Source organism: Kribbella sp. NPDC043289 (assembly GCF_056436705.1).
This window is the reverse complement of record NZ_JBWKCB010000001.1, coordinates 2,434,004-2,452,964: the sequence shown is the minus strand read 5'-3', so window position 1 is coordinate 2,452,964 and position 18,961 is coordinate 2,434,004. Positions and strand designations below refer to the sequence as shown.

17 protein-coding genes are annotated in these 18,961 nt (G+C 68.8%); 14 read left to right on the top strand and 3 right to left on the bottom strand.

The features are described from left to right. Positions 1-16: 16 nt before the first annotated feature. The 9 genes from AC0662_RS11635 to AC0662_RS11595 all read left to right on the top strand — a co-directional run bounded on the left by AC0662_RS11635 (position 17) and on the right by AC0662_RS11595 (position 11,174). The gene (locus AC0662_RS11635) at positions 17-1,597 is read left to right on the top strand and encodes a peptide ABC transporter substrate-binding protein (protein WP_452194267.1); all 1,581 of its coding nucleotides are present in this window, start codon (positions 17-19) and stop codon (positions 1,595-1,597) included. Further along, positions 1,594-2,520, top strand: a complete 927-nt coding sequence (locus AC0662_RS11630; RefSeq protein ID WP_452194265.1) for an ABC transporter permease — start codon at positions 1,594-1,596, stop codon at positions 2,518-2,520. Before AC0662_RS11635 ends, AC0662_RS11630 begins: the two co-directional genes overlap by 4 nt. After that, positions 2,513-3,406, top strand: a complete 894-nt coding sequence (locus AC0662_RS11625) for an ABC transporter permease (RefSeq protein WP_452194263.1) — start codon at positions 2,513-2,515, stop codon at positions 3,404-3,406. The genes AC0662_RS11630 and AC0662_RS11625 overlap by 8 nt, the downstream gene beginning before the upstream one ends. Then, positions 3,403-4,401, top strand: a complete 999-nt coding sequence (locus AC0662_RS11620) for an ABC transporter ATP-binding protein (RefSeq protein WP_452194262.1) — start codon at positions 3,403-3,405, stop codon at positions 4,399-4,401. The genes AC0662_RS11625 and AC0662_RS11620 overlap by 4 nt, the downstream gene beginning before the upstream one ends. Continuing rightward, positions 4,401-5,417, top strand: a complete 1,017-nt coding sequence (locus AC0662_RS11615) for an ABC transporter ATP-binding protein (protein WP_452194261.1) — start codon at positions 4,401-4,403, stop codon at positions 5,415-5,417. The genes AC0662_RS11620 and AC0662_RS11615 overlap by 1 nt, the downstream gene beginning before the upstream one ends. A gap of 29 nt (positions 5,418-5,446) precedes the next feature. Continuing rightward, on the top strand, positions 5,447-7,276 hold the full coding sequence (locus tag AC0662_RS11610; protein ID WP_452194260.1) for a hypothetical protein: 1,830 nt from the start codon (positions 5,447-5,449) through the stop codon (positions 7,274-7,276). Between the two features lie 58 nt (positions 7,277-7,334). Beyond that, complete coding sequence (dapB, locus tag AC0662_RS11605) at positions 7,335-8,081, top strand: 4-hydroxy-tetrahydrodipicolinate reductase (protein ID WP_452194258.1); 747 nt, start codon at positions 7,335-7,337, stop codon at positions 8,079-8,081. 1 nt (position 8,082) lies between these two features. Then, positions 8,083-8,526 (top strand): hypothetical protein, encoded by a 444-nt coding sequence (locus tag AC0662_RS11600; protein WP_478300117.1) that lies wholly within the window; start codon positions 8,083-8,085, stop codon positions 8,524-8,526. Positions 8,527-8,660: 134 nt separating this feature from the next. After that, a complete protein-coding gene (locus AC0662_RS11595; protein WP_478300115.1) occupies positions 8,661-11,174 on the top strand; it encodes an ATP-binding protein in 2,514 nt (837 codons plus the stop codon). 413 nt (positions 11,175-11,587) lie between these two features. Here the strand turns inward: AC0662_RS11595 and AC0662_RS11590 are convergent, their stop codons facing one another. The 3 genes from AC0662_RS11590 to AC0662_RS11580 form a co-directional block, all read right to left on the bottom strand. Beyond that, on the bottom strand, positions 11,588-13,300 hold the full coding sequence (locus AC0662_RS11590) for an alpha/beta hydrolase (protein WP_478300113.1): 1,713 nt from the start codon (positions 13,298-13,300) through the stop codon (positions 11,588-11,590). A 127-nt stretch (positions 13,301-13,427) separates the two neighbouring features. Beyond that, positions 13,428-14,039, bottom strand: a complete 612-nt coding sequence (locus AC0662_RS11585; protein WP_452194251.1) for a GNAT family N-acetyltransferase — start codon at positions 14,037-14,039, stop codon at positions 13,428-13,430. Between the two features lie 54 nt (positions 14,040-14,093). Continuing rightward, positions 14,094-15,284: a DUF418 domain-containing protein gene (locus AC0662_RS11580; protein WP_478300112.1), complete on the bottom strand. Its 1,191-nt coding sequence runs from the start codon at positions 15,282-15,284 to the stop codon at positions 14,094-14,096. A gap of 164 nt (positions 15,285-15,448) precedes the next feature. Between AC0662_RS11580 and paaA the strand changes: the two genes are divergently transcribed. The 5 genes from paaA to paaE are packed head-to-tail and all read left to right on the top strand — an operon-like array spanning position 15,449 to position 18,928. Beyond that, positions 15,449-16,372 carry a 1,2-phenylacetyl-CoA epoxidase subunit PaaA gene (paaA, locus tag AC0662_RS11575; protein ID WP_478300110.1) on the top strand — a complete coding sequence of 308 codons (924 nt, stop codon included), beginning with the start codon at positions 15,449-15,451 and terminating at the stop codon, positions 16,370-16,372. Further along, positions 16,369-16,650, top strand: coding sequence for a 1,2-phenylacetyl-CoA epoxidase subunit PaaB (gene paaB / locus AC0662_RS11570; protein WP_478300108.1), 282 nt, complete (start codon positions 16,369-16,371; stop codon positions 16,648-16,650). The genes paaA and paaB overlap by 4 nt, the downstream gene beginning before the upstream one ends. Continuing rightward, a complete protein-coding gene (paaC, locus tag AC0662_RS11565; RefSeq protein ID WP_478300106.1) occupies positions 16,647-17,381 on the top strand; it encodes a 1,2-phenylacetyl-CoA epoxidase subunit PaaC in 735 nt (244 codons plus the stop codon). The genes paaB and paaC overlap by 4 nt, the downstream gene beginning before the upstream one ends. Then, complete coding sequence (paaD, locus tag AC0662_RS11560; protein ID WP_452194242.1) at positions 17,375-17,842, top strand: 1,2-phenylacetyl-CoA epoxidase subunit PaaD; 468 nt, start codon at positions 17,375-17,377, stop codon at positions 17,840-17,842. Before paaC ends, paaD begins: the two co-directional genes overlap by 7 nt. After that, positions 17,843-18,928, top strand: a complete 1,086-nt coding sequence (paaE, locus tag AC0662_RS11555) for a 1,2-phenylacetyl-CoA epoxidase subunit PaaE (RefSeq protein ID WP_478300104.1) — start codon at positions 17,843-17,845, stop codon at positions 18,926-18,928. Positions 18,929-18,961: the final 33 nt, after the last annotated feature.

The window sequence follows — 18,961 nt, the reverse complement described above, 5'->3', positions numbered from 1 at the left end:
GAGTGGGGTTGTGGGGGTGGCACTTGGCCTTGCGCTGGTGCTCGCCTCTTGTGGAGACGGCAAGAGCAGCAGTGGAGGCGGCTCTGGCACCAAGAGCGAGGTCATCGCGATGGCGGCCGACCCGCTGGAGTACATCAACCCATTGAACGACAACAGCACCCCGGGTATCGGGGTCTCGATGGCGATCTTCGCCCCGCTGGTGACCACCGATCCGGAGACCGGCAAGCTGCAGAACGTGATGGCCGACTCGGTCACGCCGGACAAGACCAGCCAGACCTGGACGATCAAGCTCAAGGCCGGCAACACGTTCCAGAACGGCCAGGCGATCACCGCCAAGGACTACGTCGACAGCTGGAACATGACCGCCGAGGGCTCGAACGCCTGGAAGAACAACGGCTTCTTCTCCAAGGTCGACGGGTACGACGCGCTGAACCCGCCGACGGCGGACGGCGCCACGCCGAAGCCGACCGCGGTGAAGACGCTGAGCGGCCTGAAGCAGGTCGACGACCTGACCTTCACGGTGAAGCTCAAGGTGCCGTTCTCGCAGTTCGGCCTGACCCTGCAGTACCTGGGTCTGGCGCCGCTGCCCGAAGAGGTGCGGAAGAACCCGGACGCCTACAAGCGCAAGCCGATCGGCAACGGCCCGTACAAGCTGGCCGCCGACTGGAACGCCGGTGACGACATCAAGCTGGCCAAGTGGGACGGCTACAAGGCCGGCCCCGCGCCGCAGGCCGACGCCATCACGTACCGGTTCATCCCGAACGCGGACACGGCGTACAACGAGTTCCTGGCCGGCAACATCGACTTCGTCGACGTCCCGTCGACCAAGGTCAAGAGCTTCAAGACCGACGCACCGGACCAGTGGGTGACCAGCGTCAGCTCGGGCGCCAACTACCTGGTCTTCCCGGCGTGGGACGCCCGGTTCAAGAACCCGAAGCTGCGGCACGCGTTCTCGGAGGCGATCGACCGCAAGGCGTTCGCCGACCTGGTCGGCCTGTCCGAGCCCGCCAAGGGCCTGGTCGCGCCGGACATGAAGGGCTACCGCGACAACGCCTGCAAGTACTGCGACTTCGACGCCACCAAGGCGAAGGCGGACCTGGCTGCGGCCGGCGGCTTCTCCGGCGTGCTGAACATCAACTACAGCACCACGTCGGCGACCGGCCAGATCTTCGCCGAGGCGATCGGCAACATGCTGCGGCAGAACCTCGGCCTGCAGGTGAAGTACACCGGCAAGCAGAGCTCGGAGATCACCGAGCTGGCCGACAGCCGCAAGCTGGACGGTCTGCGGTTCAGCGGCTGGGGTCACGACTACCCCTCGATCGAGGACTACCTGACGCCGATGTTCAAGTCCAACGGTGACGCGAACTTCTCCGGCTACGCCAACCCGGCGCTGGACGCCGTCCTGGCCAAGGGCGACGCCGAACCGGACCCGGAGAAGGCGATCACGCTCTACCAGCAGGCGGAGGACATCGCGCTCGAGGACATGCCGCTGATCCCGCTGTACACCAAGTCGAACGCGTACCTGCACTCGCAGAAGATCGAGCCGCGAGTCTCGAAGTACGTCGGTGTCTCGGCGCTCTGGGCAACTTTCAAGTGATTCGCTTCATTCTGCGCCGCATCCTCGCGGCGATTCCGATCGGCCTGATCGTCACGCTGGGGGTCTTCGCGCTCGTCTTCGCGATGCCCGGAGACCCCCTGCGGGAGCTGGCCGGAGACAAACCGATCCCGGCCGCGGTGCTGGCCGCCAAGCGGGCTCAGTTCCACCTGGACGACCCGTTCATCGTTCAGTACCTGCTCAGCATGAAGGACATCTTCACCGGGCATTTCGGGACCACGTTCGCTGGCGCGGACATCGCCGACCAGCTGAGCCTGCGCATCCCGGTGACGCTGAAGCTGGCGTCGATGAGTCTCGTTTTCCAGTGGGTGTTCGGTCTGCTGTTCGGCCTGTACGCCGGATTCCGCCGCAACGGCGTCGTTGACCGGCTGTTGCTGCTGGCAACACTTATCGTGCTGGCGGTGCCCGGCCTGGTGCTGTACTTCACCGGCCAGTACCTGTTCGGTGTCCAATTGAAGTGGCTTCCGGTGTCAGGGATCCGTGACGGCTGGCCGCTGTCCTACTTGCTGCCGGCGCTCTGCATCGGCGTCACGGCCTTCGCCGGCTTGGCGCGTCTGACGCGGACCTCGATCGTCGATACCGCCAACGCGGACTTCGTCAAGACCGCGCGAGCCAAGGGACTGCTGGAGCAGCGGATCCTCTGGCATCACGTGTTGCCGAACGCGCTCCTGCCGATGGTGACGCTGATGGGCATCGATGTGGCCGGGATCTTCGCCGGTGCGGTGCTGGCAGAGAGCATCTTCAACCTGCCAGGCCTTGGCCAGTTCATGTTCCAGGCGATCAAGCTGAAGGAAGGTGGCGTCGTGATGCTGCTGTCCACGCTGGCGTTCCTGATGTTCATCCTCATCAACCTGGTCGTCGACGTTGTATACGGCGCGATCGATCCGAGGGTGCGTAATGTCTGAGACCCAGCAGGTTTTCGGGGCCGAGTCACAGGACCTCGAAGGCCGGACACTGTCCAACCGCGAGCTGCTCGTTGCGCTGCTGCGCAAACCGCAGTTCGACATCTGTCTGCTACTCGTGCTGGCCTTCTTCCTGATGGCCGCGGTGCCGCGGGTGTTCACTTCGGTGGACCCGCGGTTCTGCGAGCTCGCCAAGAGCCAGCACGGGCGCGAGCCCGGGCACCCGTTCGGCTTCGACATCCAGGGCTGCGACTATCTGGCCAACGTCATTTACGGCGCGCGGCCGTCGGTGCTGGTCAGCCTGGTAGCGGGGCTCGGCGGCTTCGTCGTCGCCGGGTTGCTCGGATTGCTCGCCGGATACTTCCCTGGGCTGGTGGACACCGTCATCTCACGAGTCGCCGATGTCCTGTTCGCCCTGCCAGGGCTGATCGCGCTGATCGTGATCCTGAACTCGGTGCCGAACCGGAGCATCTGGATCATCGTCGCGATCATCTTGGTCACCGGGTGGCCGCAGGGGATGCGAATCATGCGATCCACGGTGTTCTCGGTGCGCAATCGTGAGTACGTTCTGGCTGCGCGATCGATTGGTGCGCCGCCGTTGCGAATCCTGCGCAAGCACGTGTTCCCGAACGCGATGGCGCCGCTGCTCGCGATGACGACGCTCGGCATCGGTGGTCTGATCGGTCTGGAGGCCTCGCTGACGTTCCTCGGAGTCGGCCTGCAACCGCCGTCGATCTCGTGGGGATCGCAGTTCGGCGTGGCCGCCTCCTTGCGGGAGACCCCGCACCTGTTCATCTGGCCGGCGTTGTTCATCTCCACGATGACGATCTCGTTCATGATCATCGGCGACTCCATCCGGGACGCCCTCGACCCGAAGTTGATGCGATGAGTATTGGCGAAGTACTGCTCAAGGTCGAAGACCTCTCCGTGGAGTTCGACACTCCCCGGGGTGCGGTCAGGGCCGTCGACGGGGTGTCCTGGCAGGTTCGGGCCGGGGAGACGTTGGCGATCCTGGGGGAGTCGGGGTCGGGCAAGAGTGTCTCGACCCAGGCGCTGACCGGGATCCTGGAGATGCCGCCCGGCCGGATCGTGTCCGGTACGGCGGAGTACCGCGGTGCGGACCTGATCTCGATGACCACCAAGGAGCGGCGCAAGATCGTCGGCGACCGGATCACGATGGTGTTCCAGGACTCGCTGTCGGCGCTGAACCCGGTGCAGTCGGTCGGGACCCAGATCGCCGAGTGCTACCGGGTGCACCGCGGGCTGTCGAAGCAGGACGCGATGAAGCGTGCCGCGGAGATGCTCGACCAGGTGCGGATCCCGGCCGCGGCGAAACGGGTGCGGGACTATCCGCACGAGTTCTCCGGCGGTATGCGGCAGCGCGTCATGCTGGCGATGGCGCTCGCGCTCGATCCCGACGTACTGATCGCGGACGAGCCGACCACGGCGCTCGACGTGACGGTGCAGGCGCAGATCCTGGAACTGATCGCGGAGCTGCAGGCCGAGCGGGACATGGGGGTCGTACTGATCACCCACGACCTCGGCGTGGTCTCGGACGTCGCCGACAACGTCGTGGTGATGTACGCCGGTCACGTGGTCGAGCGGGCCGCGACGTCGGCAGCGCTGGAACATCCCGTGCACCCGTACACCGAAGGCCTGCTCGGCTCGATGCCTTCGGCCGACCTGAAGGGCCGGGAGCTACCGACCATTCCGGGAACGCCGCCGTCGCTGCGGGCGATCCCGTCCGGGTGCGCGTTCCGGCCCCGGTGCCCGATCGCGATCGACGACTGCGCCACCGAGGTGCCGCCGTTGCTCACCGTGGGACCGGGGCGTGATGCCGCGTGCATCCGGCGTACGACGCTCGAGGCGAAGGAGGCGGTCTGATGCCGGAAGAGTTGCTGGTGGCAACGGATGTCCAGAAGCACTACGACATCAGCCCGGCGCTGAACTTCGGCGCCAAGACTCTGGTCCGCGCGGTGGACGGTGTCGACCTGACGCTGCGCAAGGGCGAGTCGCTCGGCATCGTTGGTGAGTCCGGTTGCGGGAAGTCGACGCTGGTCCGGCTGCTCGCGGCGCTCGAGAAGCCGACGTCGGGACAGATCGCGTACGGCGGTGTCGATGTCAGCAAGCTGCGGGGTCGCGAGCTGCGGCGCTGGCGGCGGAACGTGCAGGTCGTGTTCCAGGACCCGTACTCCAGCCTGAACCCGCGGATGCGGGTCGGCGAGATCGTCGCCGAGCCGTTCGAGGTGCACCCGGACGTCGCGAAGGGGATCGACATCCGGTCCCGGGTCCGGGAGCTGCTCGAGATGGTCGGTCTGCGGCCCGAGGACGAGACGAAGTTCCCGCACCAGTTCTCCGGCGGTCAGCGGCAGCGGATCGGGATCGCGCGGGCGATCGCGCTGAATCCCGACGTACTGCTGTGTGACGAGCCGGTGTCGGCGCTGGACCTGTCGGTGCAGGCGCAGGTGGTGAACCTGTTGATGCGGCTGCAGCGCGAGCTCGGCCTGAGCATCATCTTCGTCGCGCACGACCTGTCCGTGGTCCGGCACGTCTCCGACCGGGTCGCGGTGATGTACCTCGGCAAGGTCGCCGAGCTGGGCGAGCACCAGCAGGTGTACGACGTCCCCGCGCATCCGTACACGCAGGCGCTGCTGTCCGCCGAGCCCGGTCTGGCTCGGCAAGGCCGGGAGCGGATCGTGCTGGCCGGTGACCCACCGTCGCCGGTGTCGCCGCCGTCGGGTTGCCGGTTCCACACCCGGTGCCTGCGGGCGGAGGCGAAGTGCAGCACGGACATCCCCGTGCTCCGGGAGATCGGGTCCGGTCAGACCGTTTCGTGCCACTTCGCGGAAGATGCGCAGAACGCCTACTCGGCCGGTGTGAAAGAGCAGCGCGCGGGATAGCTGTCGAGTGATGGCCTAGGGTTGCGGCCGTGAGTACGGTTTCGCCGGCGGGTAGACGTTTCGTGCTGCTCGTCGGGGTGATCGCGATCGCCGGTGGCCTGGCCGTCTGGTGGATCATCACCGCCGCCCGGGCCGCCCGCGAGGGGTTCGACATCACCGACGAGGGCTATTACCTGCTCTCGTACCGGTGGTGGGACAGCAACCCGCTCGCGTTGACGGGCGTGCAGTACCTGTACGGACCGGTTTTCGAGTGGTTCGGGTACAACATCGTCGCGCTCCGGGTGTTCCGGCTGGTGACCGTGGTGCTCGTCCATCTGGGCTTCGGTTACAGCTTCATGCGGTGGCTGCGCGGCCGACGGCCGGGCATGCCGCCGACGAAGCTGTGGGAGCTGGCCGGGATGGCGGTCATTCTCGCCGCGGGCGGTATGTGTTACAGCTGGCTGCCGAAGTCTCCTGGCTACAACGACGTGGTCCTGCTCGGCGCGCTGACCCTGGTCTCCTGCGTGCTCTGGATGGCGACCGCTGTCGATCGCGGTCGCCCGGCGCCGTTCTGGGTGTTCGTCGCGGCCGGTCTGGTGATCGGCGCGATGGTGCTGGCGAAGTGGACCTCGGTCGTGGTGATCGGGCTGATCGTGATCACCGCGATCGTCGTACTGGCTGGGCAGGGCCGGCGGTCCGTTGCCCGCGGCATCCTTTTCGCGCTCGGTGGACTCGCGCTGGCGGCGCTCGTCGTCCAGCTGTTCGTCGTCCGGCTGAACGTCGCGGTACCCGGGATCCTGACCGTCAACAAGTTCATCGCGGGTACGTCGTACTCGCCGGCCGAACTGCTGCAGCTCTACTGGACGAGCACGATGAAGTTGCTCGGGCGGACATTGTTCGCGCACGGCCTTCTCCTGGTCGCGACCGCGCTGGCCGTCATCGCCCGCTGGCGCTGGCTCCGCATCGCCGCCGCCGTACTCGCCGTGGTCGCGCTCGCTCTGTCGGTACGCCGGGTGATCGTCCACGACGGCGCACTCGGTGGCTCCCAGCACACCGCGATGTACGCCGAGACGCTGCTGGCCGCCGTACTGGTCGCGGTGGTGGCTGCCGTCGGCGCGGTGCTCGCGGGTCACTTCGGTGTGACGGACTGTTCGCGTCTGAGCCGGGAGAACCTGCGGACCTGGATCATCCTCGCGCTGCTCGTGCTGCTGCCGCTCGTGCAGGCGTTCGGGACCAACACGCCCCTGTACACGATCGGCTTCAACGGGTTCGCCGCATGGGCCGCGGTCATGATCGCTGTGCTGACCGGGATCTGGGCTACGCCGATCGCCGCGCGCGCCACGCTCGGGCTGGTGCTGATGGGCTCGCTCGTGGTGACGGCGACGATCGCGTACACGGGTCTGTTCCGCTACCCGTACCGCTCGGTCGGGCACTCGCAGTTGACCGCGCCCGCGACGCTGCCCGCGTTGCAGGGCCTGCGCCTGTCGCCGCCCGCCGAGCAGAACTTCAGTCGGCTCGCCAACGACCTGCGCCCGTACACCGAGCCGAGCGGTCGGCCGATGCTGGCCTTCGACAAGATGGCCGGGCTGGTGCTGATGCTCGGTGGCCGGCCGGTCGGCGAGGCCTGGATCGCACCACTGGAACGTGAACGGACCGCGGCCGGGATCGAAGAGGTCTGCCGCAAGGGTCGCCCGTGGGACGGCGGCCGCCCGCCGCTGATCATCCTGAACCGGGAGATCTCGGACCTGGAGATCAACGCGCTGCACACCTGCGGCCTGGACTTCCACGCGGACTACGAGCAACTCGCGCCGGCGCGGCAGACGATCGGTCTGCAGGTGTGGATACCGAAGGGCGAGCGCCCCGCTCCGGCGGCCGGATGAGATCCTGTCTCTCGATCGGACAGGCGGCAGACAGACGTTCGGGACGGGAAGGTTGCGCATGATCAAGGTCGGTGTGCTGGGGGCCAAAGGCAGGATGGGCGCTCAGACGTGCCTCGCGGTCGAGGAGGCCGCCGACTGTGAGCTGGTCGCGCGGCTCGACCAGGGTGACGATCTCGCCGCGCTCACGCAGGCCGGCGCCGAGGTCGTGGTCGACTTCACCCGGCCCGAGGTCGTGATGGACAACCTCGCCTGGTGCATCGAGCACGGCATCCACGCGGTCGTCGGCACGACCGGTTTCGACGACGAGCGCCTGGCCACGCTGCAGTCGCAGCTCGCCGCGAACCCGGGCACCGGCGTCCTGATCGCCCCGAACTTCTCGATCGGCGCCGTGCTGATGATGCGGTTCGCCGCGCAGGCCGCGCGGTACTACGAGTCCGTCGAGATCATCGAGCTGCACCACCCGGACAAGGTGGACGCTCCCTCCGGCACGGCCCGTCGTACGGCGGAGCTCGTGGCGGCCGCCCGCCGGGAGGCCGGCGCCGGACCGATCCCGGACGCGACCACGACCGCGCTCGACGGGGCCCGCGGCGCGGATGTCGACGGCATCCGGGTGCACGGCGTCCGGTTGCGTGGCCTGATCGCGCACCAGGAGGTGCTGTTCGGCGACGAGGGCGAGACGCTGACGATCCGGCACGACTCGATGGCCCGGGTCTCGTTCATGGCCGGCGTTCTGCTCGGCGTCCGCAGCATCGGCACCGCCCCCGGCCTGACCGTCGGCCTCGAGAACTTCATGGATCTAGCCTGAGATGACCGCTAAAAGGACCGCGTTCGTCCTGGCGGCGGTGTTCGTCGCGTACGGCGGGTTGATCGGCTGGCGTGGCGTCCTGCTGATCCGGGTCGGTACGCCGGTCCCTGTCGTGCTCGGGCTCGCGGTCCTGGTCATCCCGCTGGTGGGCGCGTACCTGGTCTGGCGCGAGATCCAGTTCGGCCGGCAGACCGAAGTACTGGCGCGTGAGCTGGAGGCGGCCGGTGGGCTGCCGGTCGACGATCTGCCGCGCCGGCCGTCCGGACGGGTCGAGCGGGCGGCCGCGGACGAGGCCTTCGGGAGGTACCGCGCCGAGGCCGAGGCCTCGCCCGACGACTGGCGGGTGTGGTTCCGGCTGTCGACGGCGTACGACGCCGCGGGGGACCGCAAGCGCGCGCGGGAGACGATGCGGAAGGCGATCGGGCAGCACGGCGCCCCGTCCTGATCCGGTGAGTTCCCTGCGAGTTCGCTGGGAACGGGCCGAGATGACTGACAATGCGTGGCCGGACGGGATACCTTCGGTGCGGAAGGTACGTGGCAGCCGCCACGTACAGGTCGGAGACTGGGTGGGGCCGTCCTGTGCCATCAGACGGGTCTCGCCGCGGCTCGGACGACGTGCAGGTGGACGGGTTCGGCGGCTTGTTGCGACGGCATCGGCGGGAGGCCGGGCTGTCGCAGGAGGCGCTGGCGGAACTCGCCGGTCTGAGCGTCGACGCGATCGCGGCCTTGGAACGCGGACGCCGGCGTGCACCGCGAGCGCATACACTGCGCCTGCTCGCGGACGCGCTGCGACTCCGCGAGCCCGACCTGTCGCTGCTCACCGCGGCGGCCCGCCAGGAGGCCGACCCCGGCCGCCCGCCGATGCGGCAACCGCCGGCACCGACCAACGAACTGATCGGGCGGACGACCGAGCTGACCGCGGCGAGTCGCGTGCTGGGCCAGCGAATCACTCGTTTGCTCACCTTGACCGGCCCGGGCGGCGTCGGCAAGACGCGCCTCACGATGGCGGTGGTGGCCGAGGTCGCCGACGCGTTCCCGGACGGCGTCTGCTGGGTGCCGCTCGCGACGTTGACCGACTCGTCGGCCGTCGTACCGGCGATCGCGGCGTCGCTCGGCCTGCACCCGATGGAGAGCACCCGGCTGGTCGAGGAGATCGCCGAGCGGATCGGCCGCGGCACGATGCTGCTGACGTTCGACAACTGCTCGCACGTGGTCGCGACGGTCGGCCAGGTCTGCGCCGCCCTGCTCGAGTACTGCCCGAACCTGTCGATCCTGGCGTCCAGTCGCGAGCTCCTGCGACTGCCGGGGGAGAGCGTGTACGTCGTACCCGCGCTCGGACTGCCGCACGACGACGAGCTGGAATCGTCCGGGGCGGTCCGGCTGTTCGTCGAGCGGGCCAGCGCGCGCGGCTACGACCCGACGGGCGAGCTGGACCAGGTCGCGCGAGTGGTACGCCGGCTGGAGGGCATGCCGCTCGCGATCGAGCTGGCCGCGGCCCGGACCAACGTGATGACGATCGAGGAACTCGCCACCGAGCTGGAGACATCGTTCACCATCCTGGCCGGTGGCTCGCGCACCGCGACGCCACGCCAGGCCTCGATGTACGGCGCGATCGAATGGAGCCACGCGCTGCTGACCCCGGCCGAGCGCGACGTGTTCGCGCAGCTGTCGGTCTTCGTCGGCGGGTGGACGCTGAACGCGGCGGCCACGGTGATGTCCGGGCAGACCGATCCGGGGCCTGCGGAGCGCGCCGAGGCGGTCGACCTGATCGGACGGCTCGCGGACAAGTCGCTGATCCGGGTCATCCGGCGGGGCGGCGTCGCGCGGTACCACATGCTCGCCGTCATCCGCGAGTTCGCCAACGAGCGGCTGCGGACCGCGGGTCACGCCGAGGAGGCATCCGGCCGGCACGCGCAGTTCTTCCTGCGACTGGCCGAGGAGTCCGAGGAGCACCTGCGCGGTCCACGGCAGGGGGAGTGGCTCGAGCGGCTGGAGCGCGAACTCGACAACCTGCGGTCCGCGATGGCGTGGGCGCTGCGGACCAACTCGGTCGCCCAGGCCCTGCGCCTGGCGAGCGGGCTCTGGCAGTTCTGCTACCTGCGCGGGCATTACGCCGAGGGCAGCCGATGGCTGGAGCGGGCCCTGGCGCTCGGCGACGCGACGCCGTCCGACGTGATGGCCGACCTGTCCGACGCCTGCGCCAAAGCGAACCTGGGGGCCGGAACGCTTGCCTTCCTCCAGTGCGAGTACGACGTGGCGACCGAACGGCTGCAGGCCGCCCTGCAGCAGTACAAGGACCTCGGCGACAAGGTGGGAACGGCGCAGGTGCTGCAACGCCTCGGCGGAGTCGCCCGCGAGCGCGGCGACTACGAGACCGCGGAGGATCTGCACTGCGAGAGCTACGACCTGTACGAGAGCCTCGGCGACCGGGCCGGGATGGCGTCGGCGCACAATCACCTCGGCCTGGTCGCCTGGCTGCGTGGCGATCTCGAGGTCGGCGCCCGGCGCTGCCGGCGCGCCCGCGACAGCTTCCGGGTGGTCGGCGACGGCGAGGGCCTCGCCTGGTCCCTGATCAGCCTGGGCGCGATCGCGCAGTACGGCGGTGAGCTCGTCGAGGCCGAGGATCTCCTGCAGGAGGCCCTCGCGCTCGCGCAGCGGCTCGGCTACCGCGAGGGCGTCGCCTGGTCGCTCAACCAGCTCGGCATCATCGAACGCCGCCGCGGCCTGACCGAACGCGCCGTACACCTGCTCGACGAGAGCCTGGCCGAGCACCGCGATCTCGGCGACCGGTGGCGGTCGGCCAGCGTGCTCGAGGAACTGGCGGCGGTCGCCCAGCACCGCGGCCGCAGCGAGTACGCCGCGTTCCTGCTCGGGGCCGCGGACGGGGTCCGCGAGGTCATCCAGGCACCGGTACCTGCGATCGAGAAGGCCGACTGCGACGCCACCCGAGCCGCGGTCGAAGCGTCGCTCGAACGACGGGAGTTCCGGGTCGCCTGGTCGGCAGGTCGGGCCGCACCACTGGCGGCGGTCGCCGACGGCTATCCGCCACCTGGGACGACACCCACTGCGGGCTGGACCCGCGATCCGCTCTGAGGCCGATTCCGGTCCGTGCAGCCGATCCGGGCGCCGATCCTGGTCGGACGCCTGCCTCGCGGAGCACCACGACCTGGGGGATCGACGATGCCCCGCGAGGGATCTGAAGGCGCGGTTCGAGAAATGTGACCCGGCCGGCTGTGTCCTCTGTCTGACCCCCCAGGCAGTCCCCCCACCCCACAGCCGGCCGAAGCCACGTCGGCGACGGCACCGTCATCGAGCCCTCCCGGTCGACGGCCGGTTCCTCCGCGCTGAATCAAGGTTGCCGTGATCACGCAGCGTCGCACAGGGACGCAACCCTGACATCGCCCTGACAAATTTGTCCTGACAACGAAAGCGCCAGGCCATTTTCGCCGACGGTGACCGGATTCTTTCGGTGCGTAGGAAAATACGCGGCAGGATTCAAACGCTCGTCAGGGCAGATATCCGGAAATAGCTTTTGTGAATCCGGCGATCTTTCGTAAAGGAGCACCGTGCGCGTAGCCGGTCGTGTCCCCGAGTCCGGGCTGCTCGCGGTCCGGTGCCGGGATCCCCTCGCCGCGGCAACTGGCGTCCTTGGCCGGTGCGACCCCGGTGGTGAGGAACGTGTTGACGATCCGGTCCGCGCACTTGTTCACGCCGCCGTAGACGCCGTGGTCACCTTCGCCCGTGACGGTGAGCAGCCGCGAGCCGGCGTACCTGCTGTGGGCCGCGGTGGCGAGGCCGTAGTTGGTGGCCGGGTCGTGCAAAGACTGCACCATCAGCGTTGTGGGCAAGCCTTTGCCGGTCGGTGTCGGCATCGTGAGGTTCGGGCGGTCCCAGTAGAAGCACGGGTTCTCGGTCATCGTCCAGCCGACCAGCGGGTAGTGCGGACCGAGGCGGGCGGCGAGCTGCTCGCCGTACTCACGGCCCTGCGGCCAGGCGGTGTCGTTGCAGGTGATCGCGGTGAAGGTGGCGTCCTCGGCGTCGTCCGCTCCGAGCATTCGCAGGCCGACCGGGGAACGGTTCGCGCGCTGCACGAGCTGCCGCTGGCGGGCCGTCGAGAGCGCGTCGACGCGCCGCTGCGCGGCCTGCGGACCGCCGTGTTCCTGGGCCGCGGAAAGGTCGCGGAGAAATGCCAGGTCGACCGCCAGGGAATGGAAGTCGAGCTTCGAGTACATATCCTCGGTGACCATCTGGTCCAAGGTGTTCTGGTCATAGGTGACCTGGACCCCGGCGTCCATGAACTCCTCGGTGGCCGGCCGCTCCTTCAGCGACCGTCGTAACCGTTCGTAGGCACGGACGACCGCACCGGGTGACGATCCGAGGTGCAGCTGGTCGTCGTACTTCGCCGCCCAGGTCGCGAAGTCCTCGCGGAACCGGCGCTCGAACGCCTGCGGCTGGCCGGCGAAGGTGTCCAGCCAGGTCCTGGTGAAGTCCGTGTTCGAGTCGAGGACGAAGCGGCCGACGTGCTCGGGGAAGTAGGTCTGGTAGTACGCGCCGAGCCAGGTGCCGCCGGAGTACCCGACGTAGTCGATGGTGTCGAAGCCGAGCAGCCGCCGGATCAGGTCCATGTCCTGCACGGTCTGCGCCGTGGTGATGTAGGGGAGCAGGCCGCGCGACTGGCGGTCGCAGTACTGCTGGGCCATCTCGGACGCCTCGGAGATCAGGTCGCGGTTCGCGGGGTCGCGGTCGCGGGCGTCCATCGTGTAGCCCGGGCTGCCGTCGCAGCTGACGTTCGAGCTGCCTCCCGTGCCCCGAGGGTCGAAGCCGACGGCGAGGTGGTCCTTCGCGAGCGCCGCCTGACCGGCCAGGTACGGCGCCATACCGAGGCCGGCGCCACCGGGCCCGCCCGGGTTGCCGAACACGACCCGGCTCGGCTTGTTGCCCTTGGCCGGCGCGACCTTGCTGACCGCGATCTGCAGGTCCTTTCCGGCGTACTGGTTGGCCCAGTCACGCGGGACGGTGATCTTCGTGCAGTACGTGCGGAGCTCGGTGTCACCGCAGGGGATCCACTGCGGTTTCTGGTCCAGGTACTTGTTCGCGACCTGGTGCGGTGCGTCGACGACGGTCGTCGCGTTCATCGACGCGGTCGCGCCCGAGCCGGGGACGACGAGGACGGCGACTGCGGAAAGCCCTAGGCCGACGGCCAGGGTGAGGTACTTCATGCAGACTCCAGCGGATGGCCTTGCGTGATCGGACCGTGACAATCTGTCATGCCACCCACGCGCGGTCGAGCACCACCCCCGGCTCGTCGCCGTTCACGAGCCTGCTAGGGCGCTGGTACTGCGGGAGTTATTCGGTGCCGGGGTCCGTGTGCAGCCGGATCTGCTTGATGCGGACCGACTCGTCGCCGTACAGATCGAGCTCGCGGTGGGCGCCGTCGGGAGCCCACCCGGCTTCGGTGTAGAAGGCCCGCAGTACGTCGTCGGTGGAGTTGACCCAGACCGTCACGCGGCCGAAGCCGTCGGCGCGGATCGTGTCGACGACCGCGTTCAGCAGCCGGGACCCGTGGCCGGCGCGGGTCGCCTCGGGGCTGACCGCGAGCTCGGCGATCAACGCGTCCCGCTGCGCGTCGGCGTCCGGGTCGTCCGACGGCGTGATGGCCGCGAACCCGACCAGCGTGCGGCCGGCCAGCGCGACCATCACCCGGTTGCGTGCCTCACCCGGCGCGAGCAACGCGGCCCGCCACTGGGCCGCGAACTGCGCCGGGTTCAGGTCGGCGAGGACGTCGGCGGGAAGCAGTCCGGCGTACGACGTCCGCCAGGCCGCGACCTGGATCTCGCCGATCTCGTTCGCCTCCGCCGGAAGGGCGAGGCGGACGCTCGTGTCGGCCACCGGGGAGTCGCCGGACGCGCCGGACAGATCCGAGAGGTTGGCGGGTTCCGGAACGCCGAAGTCACTCATGCCCGCCATCCTCCCAAACCCCTCCGCTGCCCTTTTCCCCACCCTCAAAGAGCTTCAGTAGACGAGCTTGCGGAGCAGCGTCTCGGCTGGGCCGCGGTAGGAACGGCGGCTCATCGCGTACGACCCGAGCACCGAGATGATCCAGACGCCGATCGCCACCAGCGCCGCGGTGTACGCCGTGCTGCCGAACCGCAGGTCCAGCATGAACGGGGCCAGCAGCACCGTCCACGCAACCGACTGGAACAGATACCCGGACAGCGACCGCTGGCCGAGCGCGGAGATCGCGCGGACCGGGAGCGACTGCTTCTTGATCCGGGTGACCAGCAGCGCGAACAGAGCGACGTACCCAGGACCGCCGAACATCCCGCTGACGTGCGAAAGGGTGCCCAGGGCATCGACAGCGGCCTTGCCGACGTGCAGCCAGCCGGCGCCGACCAGCGCGAGCGGCAGACCACCGAGGACGGTCAGCCCGAGCCCGCCGGCGGCGACCGACTTCAGCAGGGTCTTGTGCGCGCCCGGGTTCTCCAGGATCTGCTTGCGGGCTGCCCAGATGCCCAGCCAGACGATGACGGTGACACCCAGCACGCTGGCCGCGTGCATCGGGTACTCGTGCAGCCGGTCGACCATGCTCGCGAAGTAGGAGGTCGCGCCGAGGGACGGGTTGGGGGAGTTGGTCAACGGCTGCGCGGGACCGGAGTTGTTGACGATGGCGAGCACGGCCTTGGCCCCGAACGCGACGGCCTCGACCGCCATCAGCGCCCAGATCACGAAGACGATCCGGTGGAACTTGTCGCTGCGGTTGAGCAGGAACAGGGTGCAGAGGATGCCGACGACGCCGTATGCGCCGAGGAAGTCACCGAAGTACAGCAGCGTCGCGTGCGCCAGTCCGAAGGCGACCAGCCAGGCGTTGCGCTTGAGCAGGATCCGCCGTACGGCGCCGGGGGTGGCGCCCGCGGACCGCTGCCGCCGGGCCAGCTGGACCAGGCCGTAGCCGAACATCACCGCGAACACCGGGTAGGCGCGGGCGTCGACGAGGGTCAGCTTGAGGAAGTTCAGGATGCGCTCGAAGCCGTGCGGCGAGCTCTCCAGGCCGGGCTGGCCGGCGAAGGCGAAGTTGGCGCTGTTCGCGAGCCCGATCAGCAGCAGCATCGCGCCGCGGATCAGGTCCGGCGCCAGCGCGCGCTCGCGGCCGGTGACCGGACCGCGGTGGTCGACGGCCGGGGCGGCGGTAAGAGTGGTGGTCACGGGGTCCTCCGGGAAACTGTTAAGCCCTTGAACGGATAACAGAATCCTCGCGCCGCCCGGCCCGGCGCCCCAGTGCGTCACCCCCACTTCGCGGGGTAGGTCCAGGTCCACCTTTGTGACAGTCTCTGTTGATTCTGAGAAAAAGTGTCACATATGCTGGGGGTATGGACAGCTTCCAGGCGACCATCGACGCCGACGGCCGGATCGAGCCGCGGGACGCGATGCCCGAGGGGTACCGCAAGACCCTGATCCGGCAGATCGCGCAGCACGCGCACTCCGAGATCATCGGCATGCAGCCCGAAGGCAACTGGATCAGCCGCGCGCCGTCGCTGCGCCGCAAGGCGATCCTGATGGCCAAGGTGCAGGACGAGGCCGGCCACGGTCTCTACCTGTACGCCGCCGCGGAGACGCTCGGCGTGGACCGCGCGGACCTGCTCGACCTGCTGCACAGCGGGAAGCAGAAGTACTCCAGCATCTTCAACTACCCGACCCTCACCTGGGCCGACATCGGCGCGATCGGCTGGCTGGTCGACGGCGCCGCGATCGTCAACCAGGTGCCGCTGTGCCGCTGCTCCTACGGGCCGTACGCGCGGGCGATGGTCCGGGTCTGCAAGGAGGAGTCGTTCCACCAGCGGCAGGGCTTCGAGATCCTGCACACGCTGTGCAACGGCACGCCCGAGCAGAAGGCGATGGCGCAGGACGCGCTGAACCGCTGGTGGTGGCCGTCGCTGATGATGTTCGGCCCGCCGGACTCCGCGTCCACGCACTCCGAGCAGTCAATGGCGTGGGGCATCAAGCGGCACAGCAACGACGAACTGCGCCAGCGTTTCGTCGACATGACCGTCCCGCAGGCCGACGTACTGGGGATCCGGGTTCCGGACGACGGGTTGTCGTACGACGCCTCGACGGGGCACTACCGGTTCACCGAGCCGGACTATGCGGAGCTGTACGACGTTGTCAAGGGCAACGGTCCGTGCAACGAGCAGCGGCTCGCCAAGCGGGTCAAGGCGCACGAGGACGGCGCGTGGGTCCGCGAGGCTGCGGCTGCCTACGCGGCCAAGCGATCGGTGAAGGCAGGTGCCGCATGAGCGTCGAGCCGTTGTGGGAAGTTTTCGTGCGGTCGCGCCGCGGGCTGTCGCACACGCACGTCGGGAGCCTGCACGCCCCGGACGCGACGATGGCGTTGCGGAACGCGCGGGACGTGTACACCCGCCGCCAGGAAGGTGTGTCGATCTGGGTGGTGCGGGCCGCGGACATCACCGCGTCGAGTCCGGACGAGAAGGACAAGTTCTTCGACCCGGCCGCCGACAAGGTGTACCGGCATCCGACGTTCTACGAGGTCCCGGAAGGCGTCGAGCACCTGTGAACGACCTGTTCGCCTACACGCTCCGGCTTGCCGACGACGCGCTGATCGCGGCGCAGCGGACGGCCGAGTGGATCGCGTCCGCGCCGCAGCTCGAGGAAGACGTTGCGCTCGGCAACATCGGGCTCGACCAGCTCGGACAGGCCCGGTCGCTGCTGCAGTACGCCGGCTCGCTCGACGGCCGCACCGAGGACGAGCTCGCCTACTTCCGTGACGAGCGCGACTTCCTGAACCTGCAGATCTGCGAGTTCCCGAACGGCGACTTCGGCTTCGCGATGGCCCGGTTGCTGTACTTCGCGACGTACCAGCACCTGTTGTACGACGAGTTGCGGTCCGGCACCGACGAGACGCTGGCCGGCGTGGCGGGGAAGGCGGTCAAGGAGGTCGCGTACCACGTCGACCACGCGACGCAGTGGGTGCTGCGCCTCGGTGACGGGACGGACGAGAGCCACCGGCGGATGCAGGCCGGGCTGGACGCGCTGTGGCCGTACACGGGGGAGATGTTCGAGTCCGACGAGCTGGTGCGGCGGTTGCCGGTCGCTGTCGATCCGTCGACTCTCCAGGAGGCCTGGCTGCAGCGCGTGCTGGCGGTCGTGGACGAGTCGACGTGTGAGCGGCCGACGTCGGCGTACCAGCACAGCGGCGGCCGCGAAGGACGCCATACCGAGCACATGGGCTACCTCCTCGCCGAGATGCAGCACGTGGCCCGTTCGCATCCAGGTGCGACATGGTGACCGATGCGGCGGTGTTCGAGGCGGTCGGTGAGGTCACGGACCCCGAGGTGCCGGTGCTGACGATCGCCGACCTCGGTGTCCTGCGCGGGGTGCGCCACGAAGGCGACGAGGTGGTCGTGACGATCACGCCTACGTACTCGGGTTGCCCGGCGATGGATCTGATCCGTCACGAGGTCGAGCTGACGCTGAACCATCTGGGTGTCGACGGCCGCGTCGAGACGGTTCTGTCTCCGGCGTGGACGACCGAGTGGATGAGCGAGGTGGGGAAGGCCAAACTCACGGAGTACGGCATCGCGCCGCCGACCGGCACGGGGCCGGTGATGGTGAGCCTGAGCGTGCGCTGCCCGCTGTGTGGGTCGCTCGACACGAGCGAGCTCAGCCGGTTCGGGTCTACCTCGTGCAAGTCGCTCTGGCGGTGCAACTCCTGCCGCGAACCCTTCGACCACTTCAAGGCGATCTAGATGACCACGATGGCTCCCCGGCGGCGCGCGACGTTCCATCCGTTGAAGGTGGTGGCGATCGATGCGATCACCGACGACTCGGTCGCGATCACGTTCGCCGTACCGCCGGAGCTGGCGGGGGAGTACGAGTTCACCGCCGGGCAGCACCTGACGATCCGCCGTACCGGGGAAGAGGTCCGCCGGAGTTACTCGATCTGCTCGGCGGAGGGATCGGGCGTACTGCGGATCGGGGTGAAACGGATCCCGGGCGGCGACTTCTCGTCGTACGCCGCGAAGGAACTGCGGATCGGTGACGAGCTCGAGGTGATGACGCCGCTCGGCCGCTTCGGGACGACGCTTGATCCGGCCAATGCGAAGCACTACGCGTTCGTCGCCGCGGGGAGCGGGATCACGCCAGTACTGTCGCTGGTCGCGACGATCCTGTCGGTCGAGCCGGCGAGCCGCGTCACGCTGCTCTACGGCAACCGCACCGCCGGTTCGGTGATGTTCGCCGACGAGCTCGCCGACCTGAAGGACCGGTACGCCGAACGCTTCCACCTGGTGCACGTGTTGTCGCGCGAGACGACCGAGGTGGAGCTCTTCAGCGGCCGCATCGACGGGGACCGGTTGCAGCGGATGTTCGCGACGATCCTCCCGATGGACTCGGTCGACGAGTGGTTCCTCTGCGGTCCATACGCGATGGTCGTCGGGGCTCAGGAGCTACTGCTGAGCGAGGGCGTTGCCCGCGAGCACGTGCATGCCGAGCTCTTCCATGTCGGCGACGAGGCCCCGAAGGCACCGGTCGAGGAGGCCGCGACGGACGAGGACGCCGCTCAGGTCACGATCATCCTCGACGGCCGCCGCTCCACCTTCGCGCTGTCCGAGCACGCCAAGGCCGTCCTCGACGCGACACTCGCGGTCCGCTCCGACGCTCCCTTCGCCTGCAAAGGTGGCGTCTGCGGCACCTGCCGGGCCAAGGTCCTCGACGGCAGCGTCCGGATGGACACGAACTGGGCCCTCGAGCCCGACGAGATCCGCGCCGGCTACGTCCTCACCTGCCAGTCCCACCCGACCACGCCGACCGTCACGCTCGACTACGACGCATAAGAACAGCCGGCCTCCCACCTGAAGGATGCCGGC